The sequence below is a fragment of the Gordonia sp. SL306 genome (assembly GCF_026625785.1).
Taxonomy (GTDB): domain Bacteria; phylum Actinomycetota; class Actinomycetes; order Mycobacteriales; family Mycobacteriaceae; genus Gordonia.
In genome coordinates this window covers 2092364-2117235 of record NZ_CP113063.1, presented here as the reverse complement: position 1 = coordinate 2117235, position 24872 = coordinate 2092364, and the positions used below count along the sequence as shown (strand labels likewise).

Annotated in this window: 24 protein-coding genes and 1 pseudogene; 10 read left to right on the top strand and 15 right to left on the bottom strand. The window is 67.2% G+C overall.

What is annotated here, in order from left to right; translation table 11 throughout:
- Positions 1–37: 37 nt before the first annotated feature.
- Positions 38–1228, bottom strand: a complete 1191-nt coding sequence (locus tag OVA31_RS09710; protein ID WP_267630862.1) for a TY-Chap domain-containing protein — start codon at positions 1226–1228, stop codon at positions 38–40.
- Positions 1229–1358: 130 nt separating this feature from the next.
- Positions 1359–2027: a fasciclin domain-containing protein gene (locus OVA31_RS09705; protein WP_267630860.1), complete on the bottom strand. Its 669-nt coding sequence runs from the start codon at positions 2025–2027 to the stop codon at positions 1359–1361.
- 223 nt (positions 2028–2250) lie between these two features.
- Here OVA31_RS09705 and OVA31_RS09700 point away from each other — a divergent pair.
- A pseudogene (locus OVA31_RS09700) lies at positions 2251–3817 on the top strand (molybdopterin-dependent oxidoreductase).
- A gap of 1 nt (position 3818) precedes the next feature.
- Here the strand turns inward: OVA31_RS09700 and OVA31_RS09695 are convergent.
- Complete coding sequence (locus OVA31_RS09695; RefSeq protein ID WP_267631470.1) at positions 3819–5318, bottom strand: flavin-containing monooxygenase; 1500 nt, start codon at positions 5316–5318, stop codon at positions 3819–3821.
- Positions 5319–5358: 40 nt separating this feature from the next.
- A complete protein-coding gene (hpnE, locus tag OVA31_RS09690; RefSeq protein WP_267630859.1) occupies positions 5359–6780 on the bottom strand; it encodes a hydroxysqualene dehydroxylase HpnE in 1422 nt (473 codons plus the stop codon).
- A gap of 87 nt (positions 6781–6867) precedes the next feature.
- Here hpnE and OVA31_RS09685 point away from each other — a divergent pair, with 87 nt between their 5' ends.
- Positions 6868–7431, top strand: coding sequence for a TetR/AcrR family transcriptional regulator (locus tag OVA31_RS09685; protein ID WP_267630858.1), 564 nt, complete (start codon positions 6868–6870; stop codon positions 7429–7431).
- Between the two features lie 12 nt (positions 7432–7443).
- On the opposite strand, the gene OVA31_RS09680 is transcribed toward OVA31_RS09685, so the two are convergent.
- Both OVA31_RS09680 and OVA31_RS09675 read right to left on the bottom strand, forming a co-directional pair.
- On the bottom strand, positions 7444–7995 hold the full coding sequence (locus tag OVA31_RS09680; protein WP_267630857.1) for a DinB family protein: 552 nt from the start codon (positions 7993–7995) through the stop codon (positions 7444–7446).
- Between the two features lie 177 nt (positions 7996–8172).
- Complete coding sequence (locus OVA31_RS09675) at positions 8173–9747, bottom strand: AMP-binding protein (RefSeq protein WP_267630856.1); 1575 nt, start codon at positions 9745–9747, stop codon at positions 8173–8175.
- Between the two features lie 164 nt (positions 9748–9911).
- Here OVA31_RS09675 and OVA31_RS09670 point away from each other — a divergent pair, with 164 nt between their 5' ends.
- Positions 9912–10727, top strand: a complete 816-nt coding sequence (locus OVA31_RS09670) for a helix-turn-helix transcriptional regulator (RefSeq protein ID WP_267630855.1) — start codon at positions 9912–9914, stop codon at positions 10725–10727.
- 25 nt (positions 10728–10752) lie between these two features.
- Here OVA31_RS09670 and OVA31_RS09665 read toward each other — a convergent pair whose 3' ends face one another.
- Complete coding sequence (locus OVA31_RS09665; protein ID WP_267630854.1) at positions 10753–11022, bottom strand: DUF7218 family protein; 270 nt, start codon at positions 11020–11022, stop codon at positions 10753–10755.
- A gap of 245 nt (positions 11023–11267) precedes the next feature.
- Here OVA31_RS09665 and OVA31_RS09660 point away from each other — a divergent pair, with 245 nt between their 5' ends.
- The 4 genes from OVA31_RS09660 (at position 11268) to OVA31_RS09645 (ending at position 15263) form a co-directional block, all read left to right on the top strand.
- Positions 11268–11714, top strand: a complete 447-nt coding sequence (locus OVA31_RS09660) for a Rho termination factor N-terminal domain-containing protein (protein ID WP_267630853.1) — start codon at positions 11268–11270, stop codon at positions 11712–11714.
- Between the two features lie 179 nt (positions 11715–11893).
- A complete protein-coding gene (locus OVA31_RS09655) occupies positions 11894–12988 on the top strand; it encodes an S-(hydroxymethyl)mycothiol dehydrogenase (RefSeq protein WP_267630852.1) in 1095 nt (364 codons plus the stop codon).
- A complete protein-coding gene (locus OVA31_RS09650) occupies positions 12985–13614 on the top strand; it encodes an MBL fold metallo-hydrolase (RefSeq protein ID WP_267630851.1) in 630 nt (209 codons plus the stop codon). Before OVA31_RS09655 ends, OVA31_RS09650 begins: the two co-directional genes overlap by 4 nt.
- Positions 13615–13742: 128 nt before the next feature.
- Entirely contained in the window at positions 13743–15263 is a 1521-nt protein-coding gene (locus tag OVA31_RS09645; protein WP_267630850.1) for an ATP-dependent DNA ligase, read from the top strand.
- A gap of 28 nt (positions 15264–15291) precedes the next feature.
- On the opposite strand, the gene OVA31_RS09640 is transcribed toward OVA31_RS09645, so the two are convergent.
- From OVA31_RS09640 to OVA31_RS09610, 7 genes are all read right to left on the bottom strand, one after another.
- Positions 15292–16050 (bottom strand): anti-sigma factor, encoded by a 759-nt coding sequence (locus OVA31_RS09640; RefSeq protein WP_267630849.1) that lies wholly within the window; start codon positions 16048–16050, stop codon positions 15292–15294.
- Entirely contained in the window at positions 16043–16615 is a 573-nt protein-coding gene (gene sigK, locus OVA31_RS09635) for an ECF RNA polymerase sigma factor SigK (RefSeq protein ID WP_267630848.1), read from the bottom strand. The genes OVA31_RS09640 and sigK overlap by 8 nt, the downstream gene beginning before the upstream one ends.
- 71 nt (positions 16616–16686) lie before the next feature.
- Positions 16687–17502, bottom strand: a complete 816-nt coding sequence (locus OVA31_RS09630; RefSeq protein ID WP_420714166.1) for a DUF1295 domain-containing protein — start codon at positions 17500–17502, stop codon at positions 16687–16689.
- Positions 17499–18803, bottom strand: a complete 1305-nt coding sequence (locus OVA31_RS09625; RefSeq protein WP_267630847.1) for a class I SAM-dependent methyltransferase — start codon at positions 18801–18803, stop codon at positions 17499–17501. Before OVA31_RS09625 ends, OVA31_RS09630 begins: the two co-directional genes overlap by 4 nt.
- Entirely contained in the window at positions 18800–19576 is a 777-nt protein-coding gene (locus OVA31_RS09620) for a DUF1365 domain-containing protein (RefSeq protein ID WP_420714206.1), read from the bottom strand. Before OVA31_RS09620 ends, OVA31_RS09625 begins: the two co-directional genes overlap by 4 nt.
- Before the next feature lie 230 nt (positions 19577–19806).
- Positions 19807–21108, bottom strand: coding sequence for an NAD(P)/FAD-dependent oxidoreductase (locus tag OVA31_RS09615; RefSeq protein ID WP_267630846.1), 1302 nt, complete (start codon positions 21106–21108; stop codon positions 19807–19809).
- An 82-nt stretch (positions 21109–21190) separates the two neighbouring features.
- Complete coding sequence (locus tag OVA31_RS09610) at positions 21191–21610, bottom strand: YccF domain-containing protein (RefSeq protein WP_267630845.1); 420 nt, start codon at positions 21608–21610, stop codon at positions 21191–21193.
- Between the two features lie 99 nt (positions 21611–21709).
- Here OVA31_RS09610 and OVA31_RS09605 point away from each other — a divergent pair, with 99 nt between their 5' ends.
- Positions 21710–21955, top strand: a complete 246-nt coding sequence (locus tag OVA31_RS09605; protein WP_164310322.1) for a hypothetical protein — start codon at positions 21710–21712, stop codon at positions 21953–21955.
- 24 nt (positions 21956–21979) lie between these two features.
- Here OVA31_RS09605 and OVA31_RS09600 read toward each other — a convergent pair whose 3' ends face one another.
- A complete protein-coding gene (locus tag OVA31_RS09600) occupies positions 21980–22546 on the bottom strand; it encodes a maleylpyruvate isomerase family mycothiol-dependent enzyme (protein WP_267630842.1) in 567 nt (188 codons plus the stop codon).
- Positions 22547–22583: 37 nt separating this feature from the next.
- On the opposite strand from OVA31_RS09600, the gene OVA31_RS09595 reads away from it, so the two are divergent.
- Entirely contained in the window at positions 22584–23426 is an 843-nt protein-coding gene (locus OVA31_RS09595) for a helix-turn-helix domain-containing protein (protein ID WP_267630841.1), read from the top strand.
- Between the two features lie 147 nt (positions 23427–23573).
- Positions 23574–24851 (top strand): helix-turn-helix domain-containing protein, encoded by a 1278-nt coding sequence (locus OVA31_RS09590; protein WP_267630840.1) that lies wholly within the window; start codon positions 23574–23576, stop codon positions 24849–24851.
- Positions 24852–24872: the final 21 nt, after the last annotated feature.

The window sequence follows — 24872 nt, the reverse complement described above, 5'->3', positions numbered from 1 at the left end:
CTTTGTGGTGCCGACCGAGAGGTCTGGCACGGATCGGTCAGGTGGTGTGTTCGTGGCCCGACGACTCGGGCCTGCGGTGGTTCTGGGCGTCATCGAGGGCTCGCAGCGCGGTCCCGAGGCAACGGATGACGTGTCGCCACTCCCGGGCCTCCTCGGCGTGGCGCTCGGCCGCGTCGGGATCGCCGATCTGTCGGGAAGCCTTCTCGTCGGCGCGGCATCGATTGGACCGCTGGGCGCAGTGGCGCAGGTATTCGAGGACGGTGGTTTCGTCGTACCGGCACAGTGCGGCGATCGTCATACCGTCCGGCTCCGACCGATCGTCGACCAGGTCCAGCACGCCATCGAGGCCGGCCGGTACCGCGTTTGATCCGGCGGGAGCAGGTCGTGGCCGCGCCTGAGTACAGCGCGATACGATCTCGGTCGCAGATTCTCGGATGAAGGTGTCCCAGATCTCCAGTCCGGCAATGAGGTTGGCCGGATGGAAGGCCGAGCACTCGACGCGATGCGACGCGTGGACTCGGCCATCCTCGACCGACAGGCAGATGCCGGGCCACCGACGTCCATTGGCGGCCACGAAATCAGCAGCGCCGGAATCCGATACGTGATCGGTGAGGATCGTGTAGCACTCGATTGCGGCGACGTCGTGAATCGGGCGCAGCCACGACTTGACCGGATCGGTCGGGAGTGGGATCTCGCCGTGCCGATCGACGTGGACGGGGACGCCGGTGAGTTCTTCCAGGGCGTCGATGACCAGTCTCAGCAACTGGGTCGAGTCGTGGGCCAGGGTGGCGAGTTCGATGGCGGGCTCATCGGGGACGGTGTCACCCGACGACGGGTGAAGGAACACCGGATGCATGACCTCCCACACCTCGCGCAGTGCCGTCACGACGATCGCGGCGAGTTTGTCGACCTGACGCTTGCCGCAATCGATGACGAAGTCGCCGTTGGCTCCCCGCAACGACCGCATGCCGAGGTCGCCCATCAAGCGCACCTGAGCGGGGTGTCGATCGTCGTCGGCGAGGCGGTCTGCGTGGACGCGACATCGGTACCTACGGGACGCGGTGAGGGAACAGGTCATCAGCGGATGCGCGTCGCTGTTGCCGTCGATTGGAATCCTCGACACGACCAACTCGTCCCCGGACCGCAGGCCCGCGAGGTGATCGGCGAGGTCGATCCGGTACCGGCGCCATGCGGCCTCGAGTTCGTCGTCGAAGTCGGCGAGAGTCATGGCGAACTCCTCTCGATCGCCGGAGGCGATGCTGGAGTCGAAAAGCTTTTCACTGCAGCTGATCTGGTCGGAGCGGCGGGGCAGCACCGAGGCCGTGAGGCGCTCGGTGCTGCACCCGATAGGTCCGCGATCAGGCGGCGGGAGGTGTGAGTACGGTGTCGATCAGGTAGACGGTCGCGTTGGCGGTCTTGACGCCACCGCACACCACGCCGGCCGAATCGTTCACCTTCATGTCGTTGCCCGAACCCGAGACGGTGAGGGACTTGCCCTCGACGGTCTTGTGCTCACCACCGACCTGATCCGGGGTCATCTGACCCGGAACCACGTGGTAGGTAAGAATATCTGTCAGCATCGCGGAGTCGGTCTTGAGCTTGTCGAGGGTTGCCGGCGGCAGCTTCGCGAACGCGTCGTCGGTGGGAGCGAAGACGGTGTACTGCCCGTTGTTCAGCGTGTCCACGAGGTTCACGTCCGGATTCAGCTGCCCGGACACCGCCTGGGTGAGGGTCTTCAGCATCGGGTTTGCTGCCGCTGCCGTGGCGACGGGAGCCATCGCCATGCCGTCGACCGAGGCGGGGCCCGTCGGATTCTGTTGCGCGTAGGCGGCACAACCGGAGCCGACCATCGCTGCCGGTGCGGCGGAAGCGCTTTCGCCGGCCATACCACTCATCGGTGCCATGCTGGATGCGGTCGAGTCAGATGTCGTGGAACTGTCATCCGACGAGCATCCCGCGACCAGCCCTATTGCCAGAACGGCACCCGAGGCCGCCATCACCGCGCGCTGCATTCCTTTGATCGCCATGATTGATCCAATCTGTCGATGGTGGACCCACCGCCCGGCAGGTCTCATCGAGTCATTCGCTGGCGACATGATTCCGGATGGGTGTGAGTTTTGCGATTGCCTCCCAAGCCTGGCTGCCGCCGCCGAGCGCCGCGACCAATCCGTGCATCCGACTCCACCGAATAGGTGGTGACTATTGATGAACAACAAGTCCCGAGAGACTTGTTGTGCGAGGAGGATGCTCATGCGCGCCAGTACCGAAAAGTATGTGCGTGGGGGCATATCCGGGCTCGTCGCCGTCGGCTGTGGTGTGGCGTCTGGCGAACTCGTCGCGCTGGCGGTGTCCCCGTTCTCATCGCCATATCAGGCCGTGGCCGCGTTCATGGTCGACCACTCGCCCGCCTTCGCGCGGGAATTCGCCATCCAGACCTTCGGCACCAACGACAAGCAGGCGCTGATGCTCGGCATGGTGGCGGTGATCGCCCTGCTCGCGGTGGTGGCCGGATTCCTGCAGGTACGTCGCCCCCCGCTGGGTCTCGTGGTGGTCGTGCTGTTCGCGGCCTTCGGTGTGCTGGCTGCGGTGACCCGCCCGACCTTCGAGCCGTCGTACGTTTTGCCGCCGCTTGTCTCGGGACTGGTGTCGGGTCTCGTGCTCGTGGTGCTGTGCCGCGGTGCGCGGCCCCGTTCGGGCGGTTCCGCCGATTCTGCGGGCGGTCCTGATCAGCGCCCCGACAGGGCGGGATGGTCGCGCCGACAGTTCGCCGGTGCGGTCGGGGTGCTCGCAGTGGCCTCGGCCGCTTCGGTCCTGGTCGCTCGACACGTGGCACGCACGGGCGGCGTGATCGCGGAGCGGATGCGCCAGGTCCTGCCGAAGGTTTCATCGGTGGCCGCCCCGATCCCGCCGGGCACCGAGGTGGCCGTCGATGGCGTGACCCCGTTTGTCACGGGAAACGGGACGTTCTACCGGATCGACACCGCCCTGCAGGTCCCCCAGCTGAGCACCCGTGACTGGCGATTGCGGATCCACGGGATGGTCGATCGAGAGATCACGCTCTCGTGGGACGACTTGATGTCGATGCCGACGATGGAGCGCATCATCACACTGACCTGCGTGTCCAACGAGGTCGGCGGCGATCTCGCGGGAAACGCGCGATGGCTCGGCTTCCCGATGCGCGACATCCTCGATCGCGCTGGTGTGCAATCCGGCGCCGACATGCTCCTGTCCACCAGCATCGACGGGTGGACGTCCGGTACGCCGCTGCAGGCGATCACGGACGGCCGGGACGCGTTGCTGGCGATCGGCATGAACGGCGACCCGTTACCAATCGAACACGGCTATCCGGTCCGGCAGGTGATTCCCGGACTCTACGGGTTCGTGTCGGCATGCAAGTGGGTCGTCGATTGGGAGATCACCAGATTCGATCGCGCACAGGCCTATTGGACAAAGCGTGGCTGGGGGGTGCGGGCGCCGATCAAGACCGCGTCGCGCATCGACCGTCCTGCACCACTGTCGAAAACAACCCGCCGGGCGGGTGGTGGTGGCCGGCACCGCATGGGCGCAACATCGCGGCGTGCGTGGCGTGGAGGTGCGCGTTGACGACGGTCCATGGCAGCCCGCCACGCTTGCGACCGAGTACTCCGTCGACACCTGGCGCCAGTGGACCTGGGAGTGGGATGCGACTCCGGGGCAGCACACTCTGCACTGCCGCGCGACCGACGCGGCCGGCGGTACCCAACCCGAACAGCGGGTGGCACCGATCCCCGACGGCGCCACGGGCTGGCACAGCCGGGTGTTCCGGATCGAGGGGTGAGTCAGGCAGGCGCAGGTGCCCGGCCGAACACCATCGAGTCCTCGACATCGTCGAGGCGATGGTCGATCGCGTCACGGTAGTAGTTGTGGCGCACCGCCCAGTGCCCTCTGGTGCCCGACTTCGGCAGGGCGTCTGGTGAGCGCTCCACGTAACCGGCCTTGAGATCCCACAACGGCTTGGACCCCATCGATTCCGATCCCAGATGCGGGTAGGCATGGGTGTAGCCATGGGAGTTCATGTAGCGCAACAGCTTCGCCACCGCTCGCGCTGTCATGTCCGCGCGCAGAGTCCAGGATGCGTTGGTGTAACCGACCGACCATGCGAGATTGGGGACGTCCTCCAATAGATGGCTCTTGAAGACGAAGCGATCGTGCGGCTTGATCTCGGCGTCGTCGACACGAATCCGGATGCCGCCGAACGCCAGCAGTTGCAGACCGGTGGCAGTCACGACGAGATCGGCATCGAGGTGTCGCCCCGACTGCAAGGTGACGCCGCCCGCGTCGAACCGATCGATCTGATCGGTCACCATCTCCACCCGGCCGGTGGTGATCTCGGCGAACAGATCGCCGTCGGGCACCATGCACATGCGCTGATCCCAGGGATCGTAGCGGGGATTGAAATGCACATCGACCGGGTAATTGTCGGGGAGTTCCTTGGCGACGCCCGAACGCAGGAGCTTACGCCCGACCTTCGGGAACCGGTGCATCCCGTGCACCATGGCGGCGGTCTGCGCCGCGTAGCGGGCGCGGATCACCTTGTGGGCAGCCTTGGCGGGCAAGAGCTTCCGGATCAGCGGATTGATTCGCTGCTGCTGTGACATCGAAGCGATATACGACGGCGACCGCTGCAGCATCGTGACGTGCTCGGCGGTGCGTGCCAGCGACGGGATGAGGCTCACCGCGGTCGCGCCGCTCCCGATCACGACGATCCGTTTGCCGGAGTGGTCCAGGTCTTCCGGCCAGTGCTGCGGATGCACGACCGTGCCAGCGAAGTCGTCGAGCCCGGCGAACCGCGGTCGGTAGGGATCGTCGTAGTCGTAATACCCGGTGGCGAAGTAGACGAACCGGCATCGGTAAGTCTGTTCGGTGCCGTCCGCCGAGGTGGCGATCGTCCAGGTGTCGGTGCTCGAGTCCCAGTCGGCAGAGCGGACGTGGTGTCCGAACCGAATGTGTTCGGTTATTCCGTGCCTGGCCGCCGTCGCTGTGACATAGTCACGGATGTCTGCGCCCTGGGCGAGGGCTTCTGGTCGACGCCACGGCTCGAAGGGGAAGCTCAGGGTGAAGATGTCGCTGTCCGAGCGTATGCCGGGATAGCGGAACAGGTCCCAGGTGCCGCCGATGTGCTCGCGTCGCTCCAGGACCAGGTAGCGGGTGGTGGGGTCCGACTCGGTCAACCGGTAGGCGGCATCGATGCCGGAGAGTCCTGCGCCGATGATGATGACGTCGTGGAGCTCGGCGCCGTCGGCGCCCGATCCGATGCTGGTTGTGTCGGGCTCGTTCACCGGGACCTCCTCGTCGAGTTCCGCATTCACCGCGGAACGATCACGGACCGTGTCGATCACGAACGTGGGCAAGCACATCCGCGACCGCCCGTTGTGCACTGTCGACCGCAGCCTCCATCGTCGACGGCAGACCGGTGTCGGTCCAGTCGCCGGCGAGGAACAGCCCGTCGACGGGGGTCCGTGAAGGTAACCGTAGTTCTTCGAAGCCCGGTTGTGCGGAGAATGTGGCTTGCGGCTGGTGAATGACCTGTGCGCGCAGGACCTCGGCCTCGGCGAAGGCCGGATAGTTCGTGCGGAGTGCATCCAGGGCGATGTCGACGAACTCGTCGTGCGGTGTGTGCAACACGTCGCGGGAAGCGCTGACCGCGAGGGCGTAGCAATGGTCGGCGCGCCCCTGCATCTGCCCGACGTCGAAGACCCACTCGATGGTGCAGTCGCGGAGGTTCTCGGCCAGGCGCCGGTTGCCCAGTGGACGATCGAGCCAGACGTACACCGACGAGATCGGTGCCGCCTCGATCTTGCGGACCTGGCTGAAATGCTCGAGCGAGCCGAGTGCGCTTCGGTCGAGGATGGTGGTGAGTGCCCAGGGCGGAATGGCCAGCACCACCGCGGATGCGGAAAGGACGCGGCCGTCGGTGAGCTGCACGGCCGTGACACCGTCGTCGGCGAGCTCGACGTCGATGGCGGCCTTGCCGGTGATGATGGTCGCGTCGCGGTCCAGTAGATACTCGACGGCGGGCGCGACGAAGAGGTCATAGAGGGAGACCCGCGGCCAGATCGCGTCCATGCTGCGTGGGTTGCCCGCGAGAGCGCGCTCGAGACCGACATGCAACGTCTGGACGAAGGTGAACGCCGACACCCGGTCGGGCTTCTCGTTGAGCAGACCGATCACGAGCTGATCCAGTTGTATTTTCCGCAGCGACCGCGGTGCGCCGATATTCCGCAACCACGCGGCGGCGGTCAGGTGGTCGAGGTCCGGCGACGGTGACGCGGCCGCACGGGCGATGCGGAACAGGGCGAGCAGTGCCGCAGGTCGGTCGAGCATCGGTATGGGGAGCCGCGCCATCCAGAACGCGCCGAGGGCGCGGCTCAACGGCAGCGGTAGCCACGAGGGCCCGCCGTCGAATCCGTGCAGCCGATCGGGACCCGTTCGAATTGCGAACGGTGGTATATCCCAGAGCAACTCGTCGCGAGTGCCCACGGTGTCCACGTAGGACAGCAGGGCATCGTAGAAGCCGGCGAAGAGATGTGGTCCGTTGTCGACGAGTTGGTCGTCGCCCGGTAGCTCGAACGACATGGTGCGGCCACCCAGTCGGCCACGCTTCTCGACCAGGGCCACCGGCACGCCGTCGCGCGCCAGCCACACCGCGGTGGCGAGTCCGGCCAGCCCACCCCCGACGACGATCACCGGATCCTCGAGGTCCGAATCGGCTCGGCTCGTGGTGCGCTGCGTTGCTGTCATGCGGCCCCGACCCCTGCAGGAAAGCGATTGGACTGCCACCCTTGTCGGCACGAAATGCGACATCGGTGTTGCATGTACGCTATTCCGGTGACTGTCGCTGCGCAAGTACGGGCGGACGTCGAACGCAATCGCACCGCGATCGTCGCCGCGGCGATCGCGCTACTGGGTCAGTCGCCGAATGCGTCGATGCAACAGATCGCGCAGGCGGCAGGCGTCAATCGCGCCACCCTCTACCGGCATTTCACGAATCGCGAACAGTTGCTCACCGCGCTGCACGAGGCGGTGCTGGCCGACACGGCCGCGTTGTCGTCGCAGCTGCCCGCCGAGGGGCCGGTCGTCCCGGCTCTGCGCGCGTACCTCGACGACGCCATCACCATCGGTGAGCGCTACCGGTTCATCCTGATGTATCGACGCACGGACCCCGGCCTCTTCGAAGCGGAGGCCAGGGCGACAGCGCCGGTGGTCCGGGCGATCCGACGAGCTCAGCAGCAGGGGGAGATCGACGGGCGACTCGACCCGGTGTTCGCGTCCGGACAACTCGCGATGCTGGTGATCGGTGCGGTCGGTCTCGTCGAACGCGGCGCGATGACGCTCGACGACGCCCGCGTGCAGGCGCAGGTCGCTCTCGGCAACGCCATCGTGCCGCGTTAGTCCCTCAGCGGTCTACGCGTCGGGCATGGTGAACAGGGCGCCCATCGTCGACTGCCCGTCCAGGGCCTCGCGGATGATGTCGGCGTGACCCGAGTGATGCGCGGTCTCGCGGAGCTTGTGCAGCATCATCTTCCGGATCGTCCACCACTCACGCTCGGGCTGCCAGGGTGCGGTCGGCTGCGGAATCAGCTCGTCGAGGCTGCCGACTTCCGCGACATATTCGTCGAGTTCGGCTGCCGCACGGTCGTATTCGTCGAGCCAGCCGGCGAGCGTCTCGCCGTCGGTGAGATCGTAGGCGTGCTCGGCCTCGGTCATGTCGAACTCGGCTGTCTCGTCGCGTTCGCGCAGCTCCTCGAGAGTGTTCTGCTCGCCCAGCGCGAGGTGCTTGACCAGCCCGCCGAGGGTCAGGTCGCTCACCGTGGTCCGCTTGCGGGCCTGCTCCTCGGTGATGCCCCGGACGGTGACCTTGAAGAGCGCCCGCTGATCGGCGAGCAGAGTGAGCAGATCTTCTTTCTCACCGGCGACGGTGAACGGGAGTGCGACGGGGGTGTAGGTGCCGGCCATGATGGTGCCTCTCGTTGTCGGTGCTTGCGGTGTGGTGCTGAAGACAACGTTATGGCCGATTGCGGACAGGTTTGGTCCGCGATGTTCACGGGTAGGTCCGAAACCACGGTCGGCGGGATCTCGATACGCGCCCTCGCTTCGCTCGGGGGCTACTCGATCGGCGGGAAGGGTGCTGGTTCACTCCTGCTTGCGCAGGATGAAGCGCTGGATCTTGCCGCTCGGCGTCTTGGGGAGGGCATCGACGAAGTGCACGGTCCGCGGATAGGCGTGCGCCGCGAATCCGGTCTTCACGAGCTGCTGCAGTTCCTTCTCCAGGTCGTCGGTCCCGGAGACTCCTTCCGCCAGTACCACGAAGGCCTCGAGGACCTCGCCGCGCAGTTCATCGGGCCGCCCGACGACGGCGACGTCCAGCACCGAGGGATGCGTGATCAGCACACTCTCCACGTCGAAGGGGCCGATCCGGTAGCCCGCCATGATGATCACGTCGTCGTCGCGGGCGGTGAAGAAATAGCGACCGTTCTCGTCCATCCGGCCGGTGTCACCGGTGAGGTACCACTTCTTGTCGTCGGTGAAACGCGCGGCGGTCTTGTCCGGCGCGTCGAGGTAGCCGGTGAACCACATCAGTGGACTCTGCGCCACGTCGATGGCGATCTGGCCGTCGACGATGCCTGCCGCGAAGCCCGGCATGGGCTTGCCCATCGAGCCGGGGACGAGCGGCTCGGCGACGTCGGGGTGCCAGTGATTGTTGATGAACATGCCATGTTCGGTCTGCCCGTAGTGATCACGCACCTCGGTGTTCAGAGCGGTTTTCGCCCACTCGATCACATCGGGGGTCAGCGGTTCACCCGCCGACGACGCGCGCCGCAGGGTGAAGCCGGTGAACGACGGGTCCTTCGACAGCGACCGGTACACCGTCGGAGCGGCGGCGAAGTTCGTGACACCCAGTTCCCGGATGATGCGCGCGGTCAGTTCGGGGGAGAAGCCGGCGTGCAGCAACAGATTCCGGCGACCGAGCGACAGCGGGCCGAGCACGCCGTAGTAGAGCCCATACGCCCAGCCGGGATCGGCGGCGTTCCAGAACACGTCGTCCGCGGCGACGTCGAGGCCGTAGTGCATGTAGCAGGCGAACGACGCGAGCGCGCGTACCGACACTGGGACGCCCTTGGGTGCGCCGGTGGTTCCGCTGGTGAACAGCAAGATGAGCGCGTCGTCGCCGCCGACGGCCACCGACTCGGCGATGGGCGCGCTGGTTGAGACGAGATCGTCGAACTGCTCACCGGCGACGATCGTGGTGATGCCGTCCACGCCGTCGAGCTTGGAGGCCTGACTCGGCTCGGTGATCACCACGCGTGCCTTACCGGCCGTCAGACGCATCTCGATGGCCGGCGGCGCAAAGGCGGTGAACAGCGGGATGTAGACGGCGCCCAGTCGCGCGATGGCGAGCAGTGCGACGACGAGTTCGGCGCGCTTGCCCATCAGGACGCCGACGGTGTCGCCACGACCGATGCCCGCCTCGGCGAGCGCGGTGGCGAATCGCTTGGACGAATCGGCGAGTTCGCCGTAGGTGAGGTCGACGGTGACCAGATCATCGCCGTCGACCTCGATGGTGGTGAAGGCGACGGCGGCCCGATCGTGGCGATCCACCAGCAGTTCGGCGGCGTTTGCGTCGTCGGCGCCGAAGGTGGTGAGCCATGCGTCGATGGTCGCGGTGACCGAGGCGTGGTCGGCGGGGGTGGGAGCGGTCTGCGTCATGGTGAACCTCTGTCGGTGCCGGGGGCGGAACGAGCGGGTCGGATCGGATCCGGCCCACGGGTAAGCTGGGTCACATTGTCCCCGGTGGAGGTGCATTCCGAACACCCCCCGAAGAGGGGTCGCGCCGAGATGGTCGGTCGACGCCGAGACGCCTGGAGGCTGCGATGAGCGAATCGACGCTGGTCACAGATGCGCTGCGCCGCGTCCGCCGGACAAGTGGGGTGTCACTCGCGTTTGCCGGAATGGTCAAACCGGCGGTCGGCACACGGCAACGGAGTGTGCGCCTCGAGCACTTCGTCGGGAACACCATCGGCGCGTTGGCCGGAGTGTCGGTGGACGTCGGGCACGGTCTCGGCGGCAAGGTCGTCAGCGTGAGCCGCCCGGTCGCCGTCGACGACTATCTGCGCACCCCGAACATCACCCATCGCTACAACACGATCATCGCGACCGAGGGACTCCGTGCGATGGCCGCGGCACCTGTGATCGTCGACCGCACCCCCGTTGCGGTTCTGTACGGCGCGCTGCACACCGACGACCCGATCGGAAACCGCACTCTCGACGTGCTGGCCATGGAGGCGCGTGCACTCGAACAGCAGATCGTCGCGGCCCGTGCCGCCGTGGAGTCGTCGGCGGCGGTCCCGGAGGTGAGTGCGCTGCGCGACCGGATCACCGACGCATACGCCCGGCTGCGGATGCTGGCACAGAACGTCGACGACCCGGCGTTCACGCGAGAACTCGACCTGATCACCGAGTCGCTGATCGACTCGACGGCCGGTCCGGGAGCCACGCTCACACGCCGGGAGCAGGACGTGTTGTCGTTGGCGGCGCTCGGCTACAGCAACGCCCGTATCGCCGAGACCATCGGCGTCGGTGTGCAGACCGCCAAGGGCTACATGAAGGACGCGATGCGCAAACTCGGTGCGTCGACGCGACTGGAGGCGGTCGTCATCGCTCGACGGGCAGGCCTGCTGCCTGGCTGACGAACGCCGCCCGCGGTCAACGGATTCAGTGGTTCCGCAACGCCTCGATGAGCTCGTCCTTGTTCAGGTCCGAATAACCTGTGAGATCGAGTTCTTTTGCACGGTCGCGTAATTCGTTGACGGTCCAGTCCTCGTATGAGCCGGACGCGCCACCCTTCTCGCCGACCGATGAGCGGGATTCGTTGGCGGCGGCGTTCGCGATCCGGGCGGACTTCTCCTTGGAGTTGCCTTCGTCGCGCAGCTCCTCGTACAGCTCGTCGTCCTTGACAGAAGGTCCGGGGTCGCGTTCTGGCATGGCTGCCTCCTCTGATGATCGAAACAGAGCTTCGAAATCATGGTCTCGTCTGTGTTCTCAACCGAGGGCCTGCTTTCGAGGCTACCCCGGTGGGGTGGAAAATTGGCGAATCAGGCAGGCAACGCCACCGTTCGCGCCCGGCACATGCGCTCTGCTGAGAATCGATATCGAAAGGCCAGGTTGACGCCCGAAGTGCCGGTTTCGTTCTAGGGTTGGAAGACAGCCGGAGCGGAGAGGGACGACACATGGGCAAGAAGCAGAAGTTGATCGGGCGCCTCGAGAAAGAGGTCGAGAGGCTGCAGCAGGAACTGTCCCGCGTGGAGAAGGAAGCCAAGAAGCGGCTGAAGAAAGCCGACAGCGATGTCGCGTCGCTGCGCAGCGAGGTCTTGAGGTTGATCGGCCAGCGCGGGTCCGCGAAGCCTGCCGTCACGGAAAAACCGGCCCCGCGGCCCGCCGTGGTGCCGGAGGCGGTGACCAAGCCGTCGACCCCGGCGAAACCCGCGCCGAAGACCGCCCCTGCCAAATCGGCGGCCGCCAAAGCGGCGCCGGCGGCCAAGGCCTCCACGCACCCGACGCCGCGAGCACGTCGGAGCGGTCCGACCGTCGCGGAGTTGCGCACCCAGGCCAAGGAGAAGGGCGTCAAGGGCTATTCGTCGATGACCAAGGCGCAGCTCCTCGATGCGCTCAACTGACATGTGGCGCATCGCCTGGACACTTGTCTAGGCTGCATGCGAGGGAATCGGAACGGCGACGAGCTCAATCATGTAGATAAACGCCGTCCACTCTGGGTGGACGTGATGTTGCCTCGTCGTTAGGCTGATGCCGACGTTCCGATCACATCGAGAACGCAGTCGCGGAAGGAAAGCAGCGCATGTCGCAGACCGTCAAGGGAGTCATCTCACGCAGCAAGGGAGCGCCGACCGAACTGGTCGACGTGGTGATCCCGGATCCGGGCGCGCGGGATGTGGTGGTGGCGATCAAGGCGTGCGGGGTGTGCCACACCGACCTTGCCTACAAGCAGGGTGGCATCAACGACGAGTACCCCTTCTTGCTCGGCCACGAGGCCGCGGGTGTGGTGGAGTCGGTCGGCTCCGACGTCACGCACGTGGAGGTCGGAGATTTCGTGGTGCTCAACTGGCGTGCGGTGTGCGGTCAGTGTCGCGCCTGTAAGCGCGGTCGGCCGTGGTACTGCTTCGACACCTTCAACGCGAGTGTTCCGATGACGTTGACCGACGGCACCGAACTGACGCCGGCGCTGGGAATCGGAGCGTTCGCCGACAAGACCCTGATCCACGAATTGCAGTGCACCAAGGTCAATCCCGAGACCGACCCCGCCGTCGCCGGGCTGCTCGGATGCGGCGTGATGGCAGGCCTGGGCGCGGCGATGAACACCGGCAACGTCGGCCGTGGCGACTCGGTCGCCGTGATCGGTTGCGGCGGTGTGGGTGACGCGGCGATCGCGGGTGCACGGCTGGCCGGGGCCACGACCATCATCGCGATCGACCGGGATCCGGCCAAGCTGGAGTGGGCCGAGGGCCTCGGCGCGACCCACACCATCAACGGTGCCGAGGTCGATGACGTGATCGCCGCGGTGCAAGATCTGACCGATGGCAACGGTGTGGATCTGGTCGTCGACGCGGTCGGTCGCCCGGAGACCTACAAGCAGGCGTTCTACGCTCGCGACCTGGCGGGCACCGTGGTGCTGGTCGGGGTGCCGACACCGGAGATGACGCTCGAGATGCCGTTGATCGACTTCTTCTCCCGCGGTGGAGCATTGAAGTCGTCGTGGTATGGCGACTGCCTGCCCGAACGTGACTTCCCGATGCTCATCGATCTCTACGAGCAGGGCCGGTTGCCGCTCGACAAATTCGTCACCGAGCGTGTCGGCCTTGGCGATGTGGAGGCCGCGTTCTCGGCGATGGAGGCGGGCAAGGTGTTGCGATCGGTGGTGGAGTTGAAGGCATGAGTGACTTGCGCATCGACAATGTCGTGACCTCGGGTACGTTTTCGCTCGACGGCGGCACCTGGGACGTCGACAACAACATCTGGGTGGTCGGCAACGACGACGAGGTGATCATCATCGACGCCGCGCACAGTGCCGCGCCGATCCTCGAGACGGTCGGTGACCGAACCGTGAAGGCGATCGTGCTCACCCACGGCCACAACGACCACATCACCGTCGCGCCCGAACTCTCGAAGGAGACGGGCGCGCCGATCCTGCTGCATCCGGGCGACGACATGCTGTGGAACGAGACGCACCCGGACGTGGCGCATCAGGATCTCGAGGACGGTCAACAGATCGAGGTGGCCGGCACGTCGCTGACGGTGATCAACACACCGGGACACTCACCGGGCTCGTCGGTGATCTACGCGCCGGAGGCCGGCGTGCTGTTCTCCGGTGACACCCTGTTCCAGGGCGGACCTGGCGCGACGGGGCGGAGCTACTCGAGTTTCCCGACGATCATCGCATCCATCCAGGAGAAGATCTTCACGCTCGATCCCGAGACGAAGGTCCACACCGGGCACGGTGACGGCACCACCGTCGGCGCGGAATCGCCGCATCTCGAGGAGTGGATCAAGCGGGGAAGCTGACCGGCACTGCTCTTCAGCCCGATCTGTTCATCCGAGCGCGACACAACCGACACCACAGCGGGCCTTCGTGACGTCATTCGTCGCGGACGCCCGCTGTGGTGTCATCTGTGCGGGTAACGTCATCGCCGATGAAGCTGTCCCGTGTCGTCGAGGCGTCGAGCGCCGTCACCGCCACCCGGTCTCGTAAGAAGAAGACCGAAGAGCTCGGCGCGCTCCTCGGGGACGCTTCGGCCGACGAGATCCCCACCGTCGTCGCATGGCTGTCGGGGGCGATCCCGCAGGGGCGCCTCGGTGTCGGATGGCGCTCGCTGGTCGCGTTGGAACTCCCGCCGGCGACCGATCCGACGCTCACCGTGGCCGGTGTGGACGACCTGCTCACGCGCCTGTCCACCGCCACCGGACCGGGATCGGTCGCCCGTCGGCGCGCATTATTGGACGAATTGTTCGGCTCGGCAACCGAATCCGAACAAGATCTGCTCCGCAGGTTGATGACCGGTGAACTCCGGCAGGGGGCGCTGGCCGGGGTGATGGTGGACGCGATCGCGTCGGCGTCCGGGCAGTCGCTCGACCTGGTCCGTCGTGCCCACATGCTCACCGGCTCGCTCTCGGAGACCGCTGCGCTCGCTGTCCATGGCGGCGCGCAGGCGCTGTCCGACGTCGGCCTGCAGGTGGGTCGCGCGGTGGCCCCGATGCTCGCCACCCCCGCTGATTCGCTCGCCGACGCGGTGACATCGCTCGGTCCGGACCTGGTGGTCGACTTCAAGCTCGACGGCGCGCGTATCCAGGTCCATCGTCGTGGCGGCGAGGTCTCGGTGTACACCCGCACCCTGCGCGACATCACCGAGGCGGTACCCGATCTGGTCGCCGTCGTCCGCGAATTACCCTGCGAGACAGTGATCCTCGACGGTGAGACGCTGACGCTCGACGCCGACGGTCGGCCGCGGCCTTTCCAGGACACCATGAGCAGGTTCGGTTCGGCGGGTGATCTCGGCGACGATCCGGCCGGGGTGCTGCGCCCGTTCTTCTTCGACTGTCTGCACCTCGACGGGGTCGACCTCATCGACCGACCGCTGCGTGACCGGCTGGCGGCGCTGACGTCGGTCGCGCCGGGGCTGCGGATCCCGTCGGTGACCGATCCGAGTGTCGCGCAGGCGCAACAGCACTTCGACGCGGCACTCGCCGCCGGTCACGAGGGTGTGATGGTGAAGTCGCTGGCGGGTCCGTATGCGGCCGGTCGGCGCGGAAAGGGTTGGCAGAAGGTCAAACCCGTGCACACCTTCGATCTCGTGGTGCTCGCCGCCGAATGGGGTTCCGGACGACGCACGGGCTTCCTCTCCAATTTGCATCTCGGGGCGCGTGATCCCGACGGCGGCCCGCCGGTCATGGTGGGCAAGACCTTCAAAGGTCTCACCGATGCGCTGCTGCAATGGCAGACCGACGAGTTCCCGCGCCACGAGACGCGTCGTGACTCCTACACGGTGTATCTGCGTCCGGAAATCGTCGTCGAGATCGAACTCGATGGCGTGCAACGCAGTTCGCGCTATCCCGGTGGAGTGGCGTTGAGATTCGCGCGCGTCGTGCGCTACCGGCCCGACAAGACGGCCGCAGAGGCGGACACCATCGATGCCATCCGGGCGAAGTTGCCGTGACGAGTCGCTTCGCCCTGGGGGGCAAGGGTCAGCTCAGCGGGAGCTCCGCGACGAAGGGGCCGGTCGGCTGCTGTGAACCACCGGGCGGCTCGACGCTGAACGCCAATGTGGTTGCGTCGCCGAGGTCCTTGAGAACCGCGGTGGTGGACGGTGCGACGTCCTTGTCGGTCATCGTGCCGGCCGACGTCCGGCCGTCGGGGCCGACCAGCCACATCTGGTAGACGGTGCCCGGCTGGGGTGGGGGCACATCGTTCATCACCAGGACCCCGGCGTCCTCGGACGGGGAGTACGTGACGGTGGCGCGACCGGTCGCGACGTCGCCCGACGAGGTGCGGACGTCCGTCGCGGCGAACACCTGCTCGGCCGTCGGGGGTCGGGTGGGTTCGGTGTCAGACGTTGCGCCGATGACCCAGCCGATCGCTCCGACCGCGATCGCCACGATTGCTGCGGCTGCGAGGTAGGCGGCGCGGCGTCGTCGATTGTGCAATGGGGTGACCGTCGCGGCCGCGGGGGTCTGGTCGTCGGGGGACGGGCCCGATTGCGCGGAAGTGGCCTCGGCACGGGCAGCCGCCAGGACGCGCTCGCGCAGCGTCTCCGGGGGAGACACCGCGGTCGCCTCACTCACCCTGGCCATCGCCTCGCGCGTGGCCTGGACCTGCCGGTGGAATTCGTCGCGGATCATCGGGGATGCGCTGTCGGCCTCCCGGGTCACCTCATCGAGTTCGGCGCCGTGCACGGCATTCAGGCCCACCACGGGCGCGAGGTCGAGGAGCTCGTCGTCAGGCATCGCGATCCCCCAGACACCGGCGCAGCCGTTTCATACCGTCTCGGATCCTCGACTTCACGGTCGGGAGCGCGACGGTGAGGCGCTCGGCGACCTCGCGATACGACAGACCGTGGTAGTAAGCGAGATCCACCGATTGACGCTGGACGTCGGTCAGGGTCTCCAGACAGCCGACCACCTCGCGTGTGGTCTCCCGGGTGGCCACGGCGTCGACGACCTGGTCGAAACTCGCGCGGGTGTCCTCGAGGCCGTATGCGACATCGCGGCGGGTGGCCGCGGATTCGGAGCGTACGCGGTCGACGGCCCGGCGATGAGCCAGCGTGATCAGCCAGGAAAGTGCCGAACCGGCCTGGGGATCGAAGGATCGCGCCGACCGCCACACCTGCAGGAAGACCTCCTGCGTGGTCTCTTCGCTGTAACCGGGGTCGCGCAGCACGCGCAGGACCATGCCGTACACGCGGTCGCAGGTGAGGTCATAGAACCGGGCGAACGCATCGGCATCCCCCGATCCGATCCTGTCGAGCAGCGCGGGCAGCGCGGCGACGTCGGATGCGGGATCAGCAGTCACCGCGAGTGCTCCGTAGTCATCGTCGATCAGCCTATCCGGACGGTGCCGGGGCCTCAACGATTGGAGCGGTGTCATGGCACTGTCCGCCGAGGTGGTCGGGGCAGGAAGTAGGACGTCCGCTCCTGGTAGGCGGCGTAACCGGGCCGGCGGCTCATCGATTCCTCCAGTAGTCGTGCCCCGGTGGCGTACACGAGGAAGTAGGTCATGGCGACGGGTGAGAGCACGGTCAGCACTCCCGGCCACGCGCTCGCCGCGACGAGCCACAGGCCCCACCACACGGCGGCGTCGCCGAAGTAGTTGGGGTGCCGGGTCCACGACCAGAGCCCACGGTCCATGATCTCGCCCTTGTTGGCGGGGTCGGCCTTGAACCGGCGCAGCTGGGCATCGCCGACGGTCTCGAAGGCCACGCCGAGCACCCACAACCCGCTTCCGACGACCAGCACGACGATCCAGATCCCCTCGGTGCCTCCGACCACTGCCGACACCTGGATCGGGAGGGAGACGAACCACTGGGAGATGCCCTGGGTGGCAAAGATCTTGCGGGCCACCACGCCGAGCCCGTCGCCGCCGGAGCGCGACAGCAACTCGGTGTAGCGCGGATCCTCGCCTTTGCCTGCGGACTTCACGTACATGTGCCAGGTCAGTCGTGAACCCCACACGGTCACCAGCACCGCCAGCAACCATCGGCGGCCGAGGTCGCCGGGGCCCAGGATCAGCGACAGCACGGCGATCCCGACGAATCCGAGCCCCCACGCGACGTCGACGACGTTGTAACGACCGATGCGATGACCGATCGCCATCGTCACCCCGTGCAGGACGGCGAGCAGGATCAGGGAAGCGCCGGTGATCACACCGAAGGCGGCCCAGCCGTGCAGTCCGGAGATCATCGCCTGTCCCGCTGCTCGCGATCGCGGGCGAACACCAGCTGGTGAACATCCAGATAGCCGGATCGGAAGCCGGCCTCGGAGTAGGCGAGATAGAACTCCCACATCCGCGTGAACGTGTTGTCGAAACCGAGCTCCGCGACGTCGTCGTGCCGGCCGACGAACCGTTCGCGCCACAGCCGCAACGTCTCGGCATAGTGGTCGCCCATGGCGCGGACGTCGACCAGCCGGAGGTCGGTGTGGCGCCGTGTCACCGAATCGAGAGCGCGCAGCGACGGCAGCTGTCCGCCCGGGAAGATGTACTTGTGCACCCAGGTGTAGGTGTTGCGCGAGGCCGACATCCGGTCGTGCGGCATGGTGATCGCCTGGATCGCCACGCGGCCGCCGGGGGCCAGGACCCGGTCGAGGGTCTGGAAGTACACCGGCCAGTACTTCTCGCCGACCGCTTCGATCATCTCCACCGAGACCACCGCGTCGAACTCGCCGTCGACCTGCCGGTAGTCGAGGAGATCGACGGTGACGCGGTCGGCGAAGCCTGCGTCGGCCACCCGCTGCCGGGCCAGCTGTTGCTGCTCCACGGACAACGTAACCGAACGGACGACGGCGCCACGGGCCGCGGCACGCAGGCACAGTTCACCCCAGCCCGTCCCGATCTCGAGGACACGACTACCCGGGCCGACACCGGCGAGGTCGAGCAGCCGGTCGATCTTGCGTCGCTGCCCGTCGGCGAGGTCCGACCAGGGCGGCCTGGTGCCCGGGGTCAGACCGTCGAACAGTGCGCTCGAGTAGGTCATCGTGTCGTCGAGGAAGGTGGCGAACAGGTCATTGGAGAGGTCGTAGTGCCGCGCGATGTTGGAGCGCGTGTTGGTGGCCGTGTTCTCTTCGGAACGCGGTTGGCTCGGCAAAACCGCGGATCGCAGGATCTGAAGTGGTCGCGGGATGAGATGTGCCATCCGGGCGGCGAACGGTGTGAGGACGCCGACGAGGTCGTCGGTGGTCCAGTCCCCGGCCATGAAGGCCTCGCCGAATCCGATGAGACCGTCGGCGCCGACGCGACGGGCGAAGGCCTCCGGGCGCCTGATGATCATCCGGGGCTGGACGCCGGAGCTCCGCAGTCCCGACAACTCGCCGTCGGGGTATTCGACGCGGACGTCCACGCGCCGCGAGGCGTGACGGAACAGCCATGCCGCGGCCGAGCTCCGCAGGGCGACGGTCGGCCCGTCGGGAACGCGGGCGATGTCGGGCCAACGGGCCGCCTCGTCGGGTGGGAAGTCGTTGGGGAAGTTGCGAATCGGGGCGTTCATCGTCGTTCCTTCCGGCCGGAGGCGGTGGAGATGGTGGTGGCGTGGGGGTGGTCGGGACGGCGGATCACCGGCAGGTGCTCGAGCCACAGCCGGATTCCGTGCCAGCGGATGCGGGCGGCGACGACCAGCGGCGCGAGTGGCGTGCGGAGCTGGGTCGCCAGAATTGTGTCGGTCCGGGCCGGGCGGGCACGACCCGACAGGGCGGCGACGAACGGATCGTGGCCGTCACGTTCCAGGGTCACCGACACCGCGATCCGGCCGTCGGCCGTCGGCGGGGGCATGTGAAGCCGGTACGTACCGCTCACATCGTTGAACGGCGATACGTAGAACTCCTTGTCCACCTGGGCATGGCCGTCGTCGTCGGGTGTGACGACGTAGGTGTGTCGTTCCCCGTAGGTGTTGTGCACCTCGGCGACGACGCATGCCGGGGTCCCGTCGGGGTGGTGGCACCAGAACACGCTCAGCGGGTTGAACACGTAGCCGGCGACCCGTGGCGAGAGCAGGGCTACGACCTGACCGGCGGGCGGGATGACCCCTGCGGCGGTCAGATGGTCGGTGAGCCGACCACGCAGGGTCTGACCCGCGGTCGGTGTCTCGGGGAAGTGATCGGCGGGATCGAAGCGGGCGAAGGGGCGCAACGGCTTTGCCGGGGCTGGCAGGTGATCGATGTCGATCAGCCACGACGCGCTCCGGTAGACGAACGCGTGGCGGATCGGAGTGGTGCGGGTGTGCGAGATGCGGGTGGCCACCACCGCCGGCGTCGGACACGAGATGCCGACCCCGCGATCGGGCACGGAATCCCGCCGACCGTGCGCAGTTTCGCGCCGACTGTGCGCACGGCGGTCTTCCATCGCCCGTCCGACGGAGATCTGCGCACGATCGACGAAGATCTGCGCACGATGGGCGAGATTCTGGGCCCGATCGGCGAAAAACTGCGCACGGTCGGCGAGGGAGGCGATCGAGGCGGGGCGAGTGGGGTGCGCGGTGGTGTGCGATGCGTTGGTCATGCGGTCACCTGGGTTGCGGAGGTCTGCCAGGCCACGCCGAGGCGCTCGGCGGCACGGGCACCGGAGAGTGCGCCGTCTTCGTGGAACCCCCACCCATGATAGGCGCCGGCGAAGCGGATCACATCTGTCTCGGCGTCGAGGAGCAGCGCCTGGGCGGCAACGGATTCGGTGGTGTAAACGGGGTGCTCGTAGGCCATCTCGGCGATCACCGACGTCTCGTCCACGAGGTCGGTTCGGCCGAGCGTGACGAGCATCCGGGGCTGTGTGGTCGGGAGGCGCATCAGTCGTGTCATGTCATAGGTCACCGCGACATCGGAACCGTCGTCACGGATCTGGTAGTTCCACGATGCCCGGGCCCGTCGAGCGCGCGGAAGGAGTGAGGTATCGGTGTGCAGCACAGCCGGTTTCGAGGAATAGCGGATCGCGGAGAGCGCGCGCTGCTGTGCGCGGGTCGGTTCGGTCAGCATGGTCAGCGCCTGATGCGGGTGGGTGGCGATGACGACGGAGTCGAATCGTTCGGCCCCGACGGCGTCGGCGATGATCTCGACGCCGCCGTCGACCGGTGTGACCGAGCGGACCGGTGACCCGGTGCGGATCGTCCCGCCACGCCCGGCGACGCCGTCGGCGATCTTCTCCACATAGCGAGCCGAACCGCCCACCACCGTTCGCCAGGCAGGCGATCCGAACACCGACAGCATGCCGTGATGGTCGAGGAAGGTGAACAGGTAGCGGGCCGGGTACTCGGCGGCGACCTCGTCGTCGCACGACCAGACCGCGGCGACCAAGGGCAGGAGGAAGTTCTCCAGGAAATAGTCCGAGAAGCCTTCGCGGGCGACGAACTCGCGCAGCGGCTCGTCGGAGTCGGGGATGTCGAGGAGCCGACGCGCCGCCCGATGGAAGCGGATCACCTCGCCCAGCATGGTCAGATAGCGCCCGCGCGTCAGCGTGCGCGCGGTGGGGAAGATGCCCCGCACCCCGAGCGCGCCGGCGTATTCGAGTCCGGTGATCTCCGAGCGCACCGACATCGACATGTCGGTCTCCTGCGTGGCCACCCCGAGTTCGTCGAAGATCCGCAGGAGGGTGGGATAGGTGCGGTCGTTGTGCACGATGAAGCCGGTGTCGACCGAGAGCACCTCGCCGTCGGGCATCGTGACGTCGTGAGTGTGGGCGTGTCCGCCCAGCCGCGCGTCCGACTCGAACAACGTGACCCGGTTCTGCCTGGACAGCAGGTGGGCGGCGACCAGTCCGGAGACGCCGCCACCGATGACCGCGATGGACCGGGACGGTGAAAGACTCATGCTCGGTGTTCGGAACTATCAGCAGTTCGGATGGGTCGAACAGGGACGCCGAACCACCCCAGCAGGTGTGAGAGACGTCTCGTCAGTAGGCGGGGCGTTGCGCCGGTGGCGGGCCGGCGGGCAGATACTCGTCCTTGGAGACGATCTTGGCGCCGAGCGGCAGCAGCGAGACCGGCACCATCTTGAAGCTCGCGATACCCAGCGGGATACCGATGATGGTCAGGCACATGGCGATTCCGGTGGCGATATGGCCGATCGCCAGCCAGATCCCTGCCACGATGAGCCAGATGATGTTCCCGATCAGCGACATCGCCCCGGCGGTCGGTTTGCGTACGACAGTTCGGCCGAACGGCCACAGCGCATAATTCGCCATCCGGAACGAGGCGATCCCGAACGGGATGGTGATGATCAGGATGCAGCAGATGATCCCCGCCACCACGTAGCCGATGGCCATCCACACACCACACAGCAGCAGCCAGATCACGTTGAGAACGGTTTTCATGACACCATTCTCCGCCACCGCCGGGTCGCGCGTCGAGAAACCGGTCGTGCCCGTCCGCATCGCCCGGTGCCGGGTCGTCCACGCGGTTACTCTGACGCCATGGGTGATCGGGGTCGGGAAGCCGTGTGGGCGGTGATCACCACGCTCGTGCTGGTGGTCCGCATCCTCGCGACGATCGCCCTGGTGCTGCTGGCCATCGGATGGGTGGTGGTGGCCGTGCGGGGATCGTTGCTCAACGCCTACCTGTGGCCGACGGTGATCACCGCGGGCGTACTGCTGGTGAGCACCTACCTCTACAGCTTTCTGCGCGCCCGCTACCCCCGGCGCAACGGATGGATTCCGTGACGGTGTCGGGGGTCGGGCGCGTTGTCAGGCAGAACGGCCGAGCATGGCGAGGACGCGGGCCTGGCGATCGGCGTCTGGGCCTGCCTCGACACCGGATTTGCACACCCCGTCGCCGTAGAGCGCGGGCCCGAAGCCCGCTGCCGCGGTCTCCATCATCTCGAGTTCGGCGTCGGTGAAGCGCAGCTCGCGGCCGGCGGCCGAGGCCACATCCCACCGGTGGGCCACCATGTCGAATCCGTAGAAGCGCAGCAGGGTCTCGCCGACGGTCGTCGGGCCGAAATGACCGTCGAAAGGCTTGGCCCCGACGGCAGGATCGGCCAGGCGGTCGGCGACGGCGGTTCGGTGCGTCCGCCAGGCGGCGGCCGGGTCGTCGAGGGCCGGGGTCTCGTCGAGGTCGATCTCGTGTCGGGCGATGAAATCGCGCTGGGTCTCGATGACGTGGCCGACGACGTCGCGCGCCGTCCAGCCGTCGCAGGGCGACGGTGCCGCCCACCGATCGGACGGAATCTCGTCGAGGACGTCGCCGAAGCCGGTCGCGAGGCGCGTGTACTCGGTGGCGAGTGTCTGGGTGATGTCGGATGAAGTGGTCATGATGGAAAGGTACGGAGAACGACCGGAGTGGGGCTTGATGAAATCCGACAGATCAGGTGAGTCCGCGACACGCATCGACGACGTGGAGCGCGCACACCTCGTCGACCCCGACGACACGTCGTTCGCGATTGGGCGCTGGGCTCCGTCGCCGGATCTCACAGACCTCGTCAGGCGGTACTGGGTGCCGACCTGGTCGGTGCCTGCGGGCCGATCTGCGCCTCAGCGAGTCCTGCAATATCCGGTGTGTCTGGTGGTGGTGACCGACGACTACGCCCGCTTCTACGGGGTCAACACCGGGCTGTCGGAGACGGTGCTGACCGGTCGCGGATGGGCGATCGGGACGATGCTCGCGCCGGCCGCCGGTGCGCTGATCACCGGCGGCCCGGTCGCCGACTGGACCGATCGGTACGCCGACCTCACGGAGGTGGCCGGCGACGTCGGGACATCGCTCATCGCGGGCATCCGGTCGGTCATGGCCGACGACCCGGACGACTCCGCGCGCCAGCACGAGGCCACCGATCTCGTCGAGGCGTGGATCCGCCCCCGCCTGCCCGTCGACGACGACGGCCTGCTCGTCAACGCCATCGTCGAGTTCGTCGAGAACGATTCGTCGGTGACGTCGGTGACCCAGATCTGCGACCGATTCCACCTCACCGAACGCAGTCTGCAACGACTCACGCAGCGTCGGCTGGGGCTGACGCCCAAATGGTTGATCCAGCGGCGCAGGCTGCAGGAGGCGGCCGAACGGCTCCGCGGATCCGGGACCACCCTGGCGATGATCGCGGCCGAGCTCGGTTACGCCGACGAGGCCCACCTCGTGCGCGATTTCCGCACGGTCACTGGCATGACCCCGGGACAGTTCGGTGCGCGGTTCGACTGACGTTCCCGCAGGTGACAGAGCGCCCGCACGCGTGCGTCGACCTCGACGATCCCGGCGGCGCGCTAGTCTGACAACACGAGGTCGTGTCGGCCGCATCACAGGCGGGGCGACACAATGGGACCGGGTGAGGCGATTGACGGAGGACGTATGAGCGATTCTGCCTCGGCGTCTTCACGTGTGCGCCGAGCGTACGAGGACTTCCTGACGGGGATCACGCCACCGGCGGACTCCGTCCGATCCGTGGTGCGCGATTCATGGGTCCGGTCGGTCACGAGGGGCGTCAATCCCAGTGTCTCGGCGCCCGAGACCGATACCGCGTCGATGACGGCGGCGGAGTTCGCCGAGTACCGCGACGCCCACCCGATCACCGCCGTCCGCCCGCTCGTGCAGTCCCTCATGCTCGACGACATCGCCGATTCTGGCGTCGTCGTCGCCTTGACCGATCAGGCGGGTCGGCTGCTGTGGGTCGAGGGTGCGACGGATGCCCGGGACAAGGCCGCGAACATCAACTTCATCGAGGGCTCGTTGTGGAGCGAGGAGGTCGCCGGCACCAACGCCCCGGGACTCGCCCTGGCCGTGGACCGTGGTGTGCAGGTGGTGGGTCCGGAGCATTTCGCCGGGCCGGTCCAGGAGTGGAGTTGTGCGGCAGCGCCGGTGCACGACCCGATCACCGGTCATGTCATCGGCGTCATCGACGTGACGGGCGGCCGTGAGGTCGCAGCGCCGTTCGCACTGGCCGCGGTGCGGTCGGTGGTGGCTGCCGTGGAACGCGAGATGCAGTCGCGAGCAGTCGATCTCGCTGATCCGGCCACGTTCGTCGCGCCCGGCGGCGCCCGCCTCACGGTGCTGGCAGGCAACACCCATCGATGGCGTCGAGAGGGTGATGCGAGTGGTGAACGGACGTTGTCCCGACGACATGCGGAGATCCTGCTGCTGCTCCAGGCATACCCCGAAGGTCTCAGCACGGAGCAGCTCGCGACCCTGCTCGCAGAGGAGTCTCTCGATCCCGTCACGGTGCGAGCCGAGATATCCAGGCTGCGAAGGGATCTGGGCACCGATGTGGTCGAGTCCCGGCCGTACCGGCTGACCGTCGACCTGGTCTCGGACGTCTCCGAGATCCGCGATCGTGTGGCCGGTGGCGGTGAACTCGGCTCGGTCATCGACGAACTCGGCCGTGGCGGACTGCTAGCCGAGTCGTCGGCGCCCGGGATCACCGAACTGTTCGAGGAGATCCGGGAGGACGTCCGGTCCCGGGTCATCGCCGAAGGCGATGTGGGTGTGCTCCGTAAGTGGACGTCGTCGGCGCACGGTCGCGACGACCTGGCGGCGTGGCGGCGCCTCGAGCATCGTCTGGCGCCCGGGCATCCCGACCGTGTTCTAGCCGGCGGCCGAATCCGCTTGCTGGACAAGCGCTACGGAGTCTGACTCCCGACCTGCGCTGCCGGT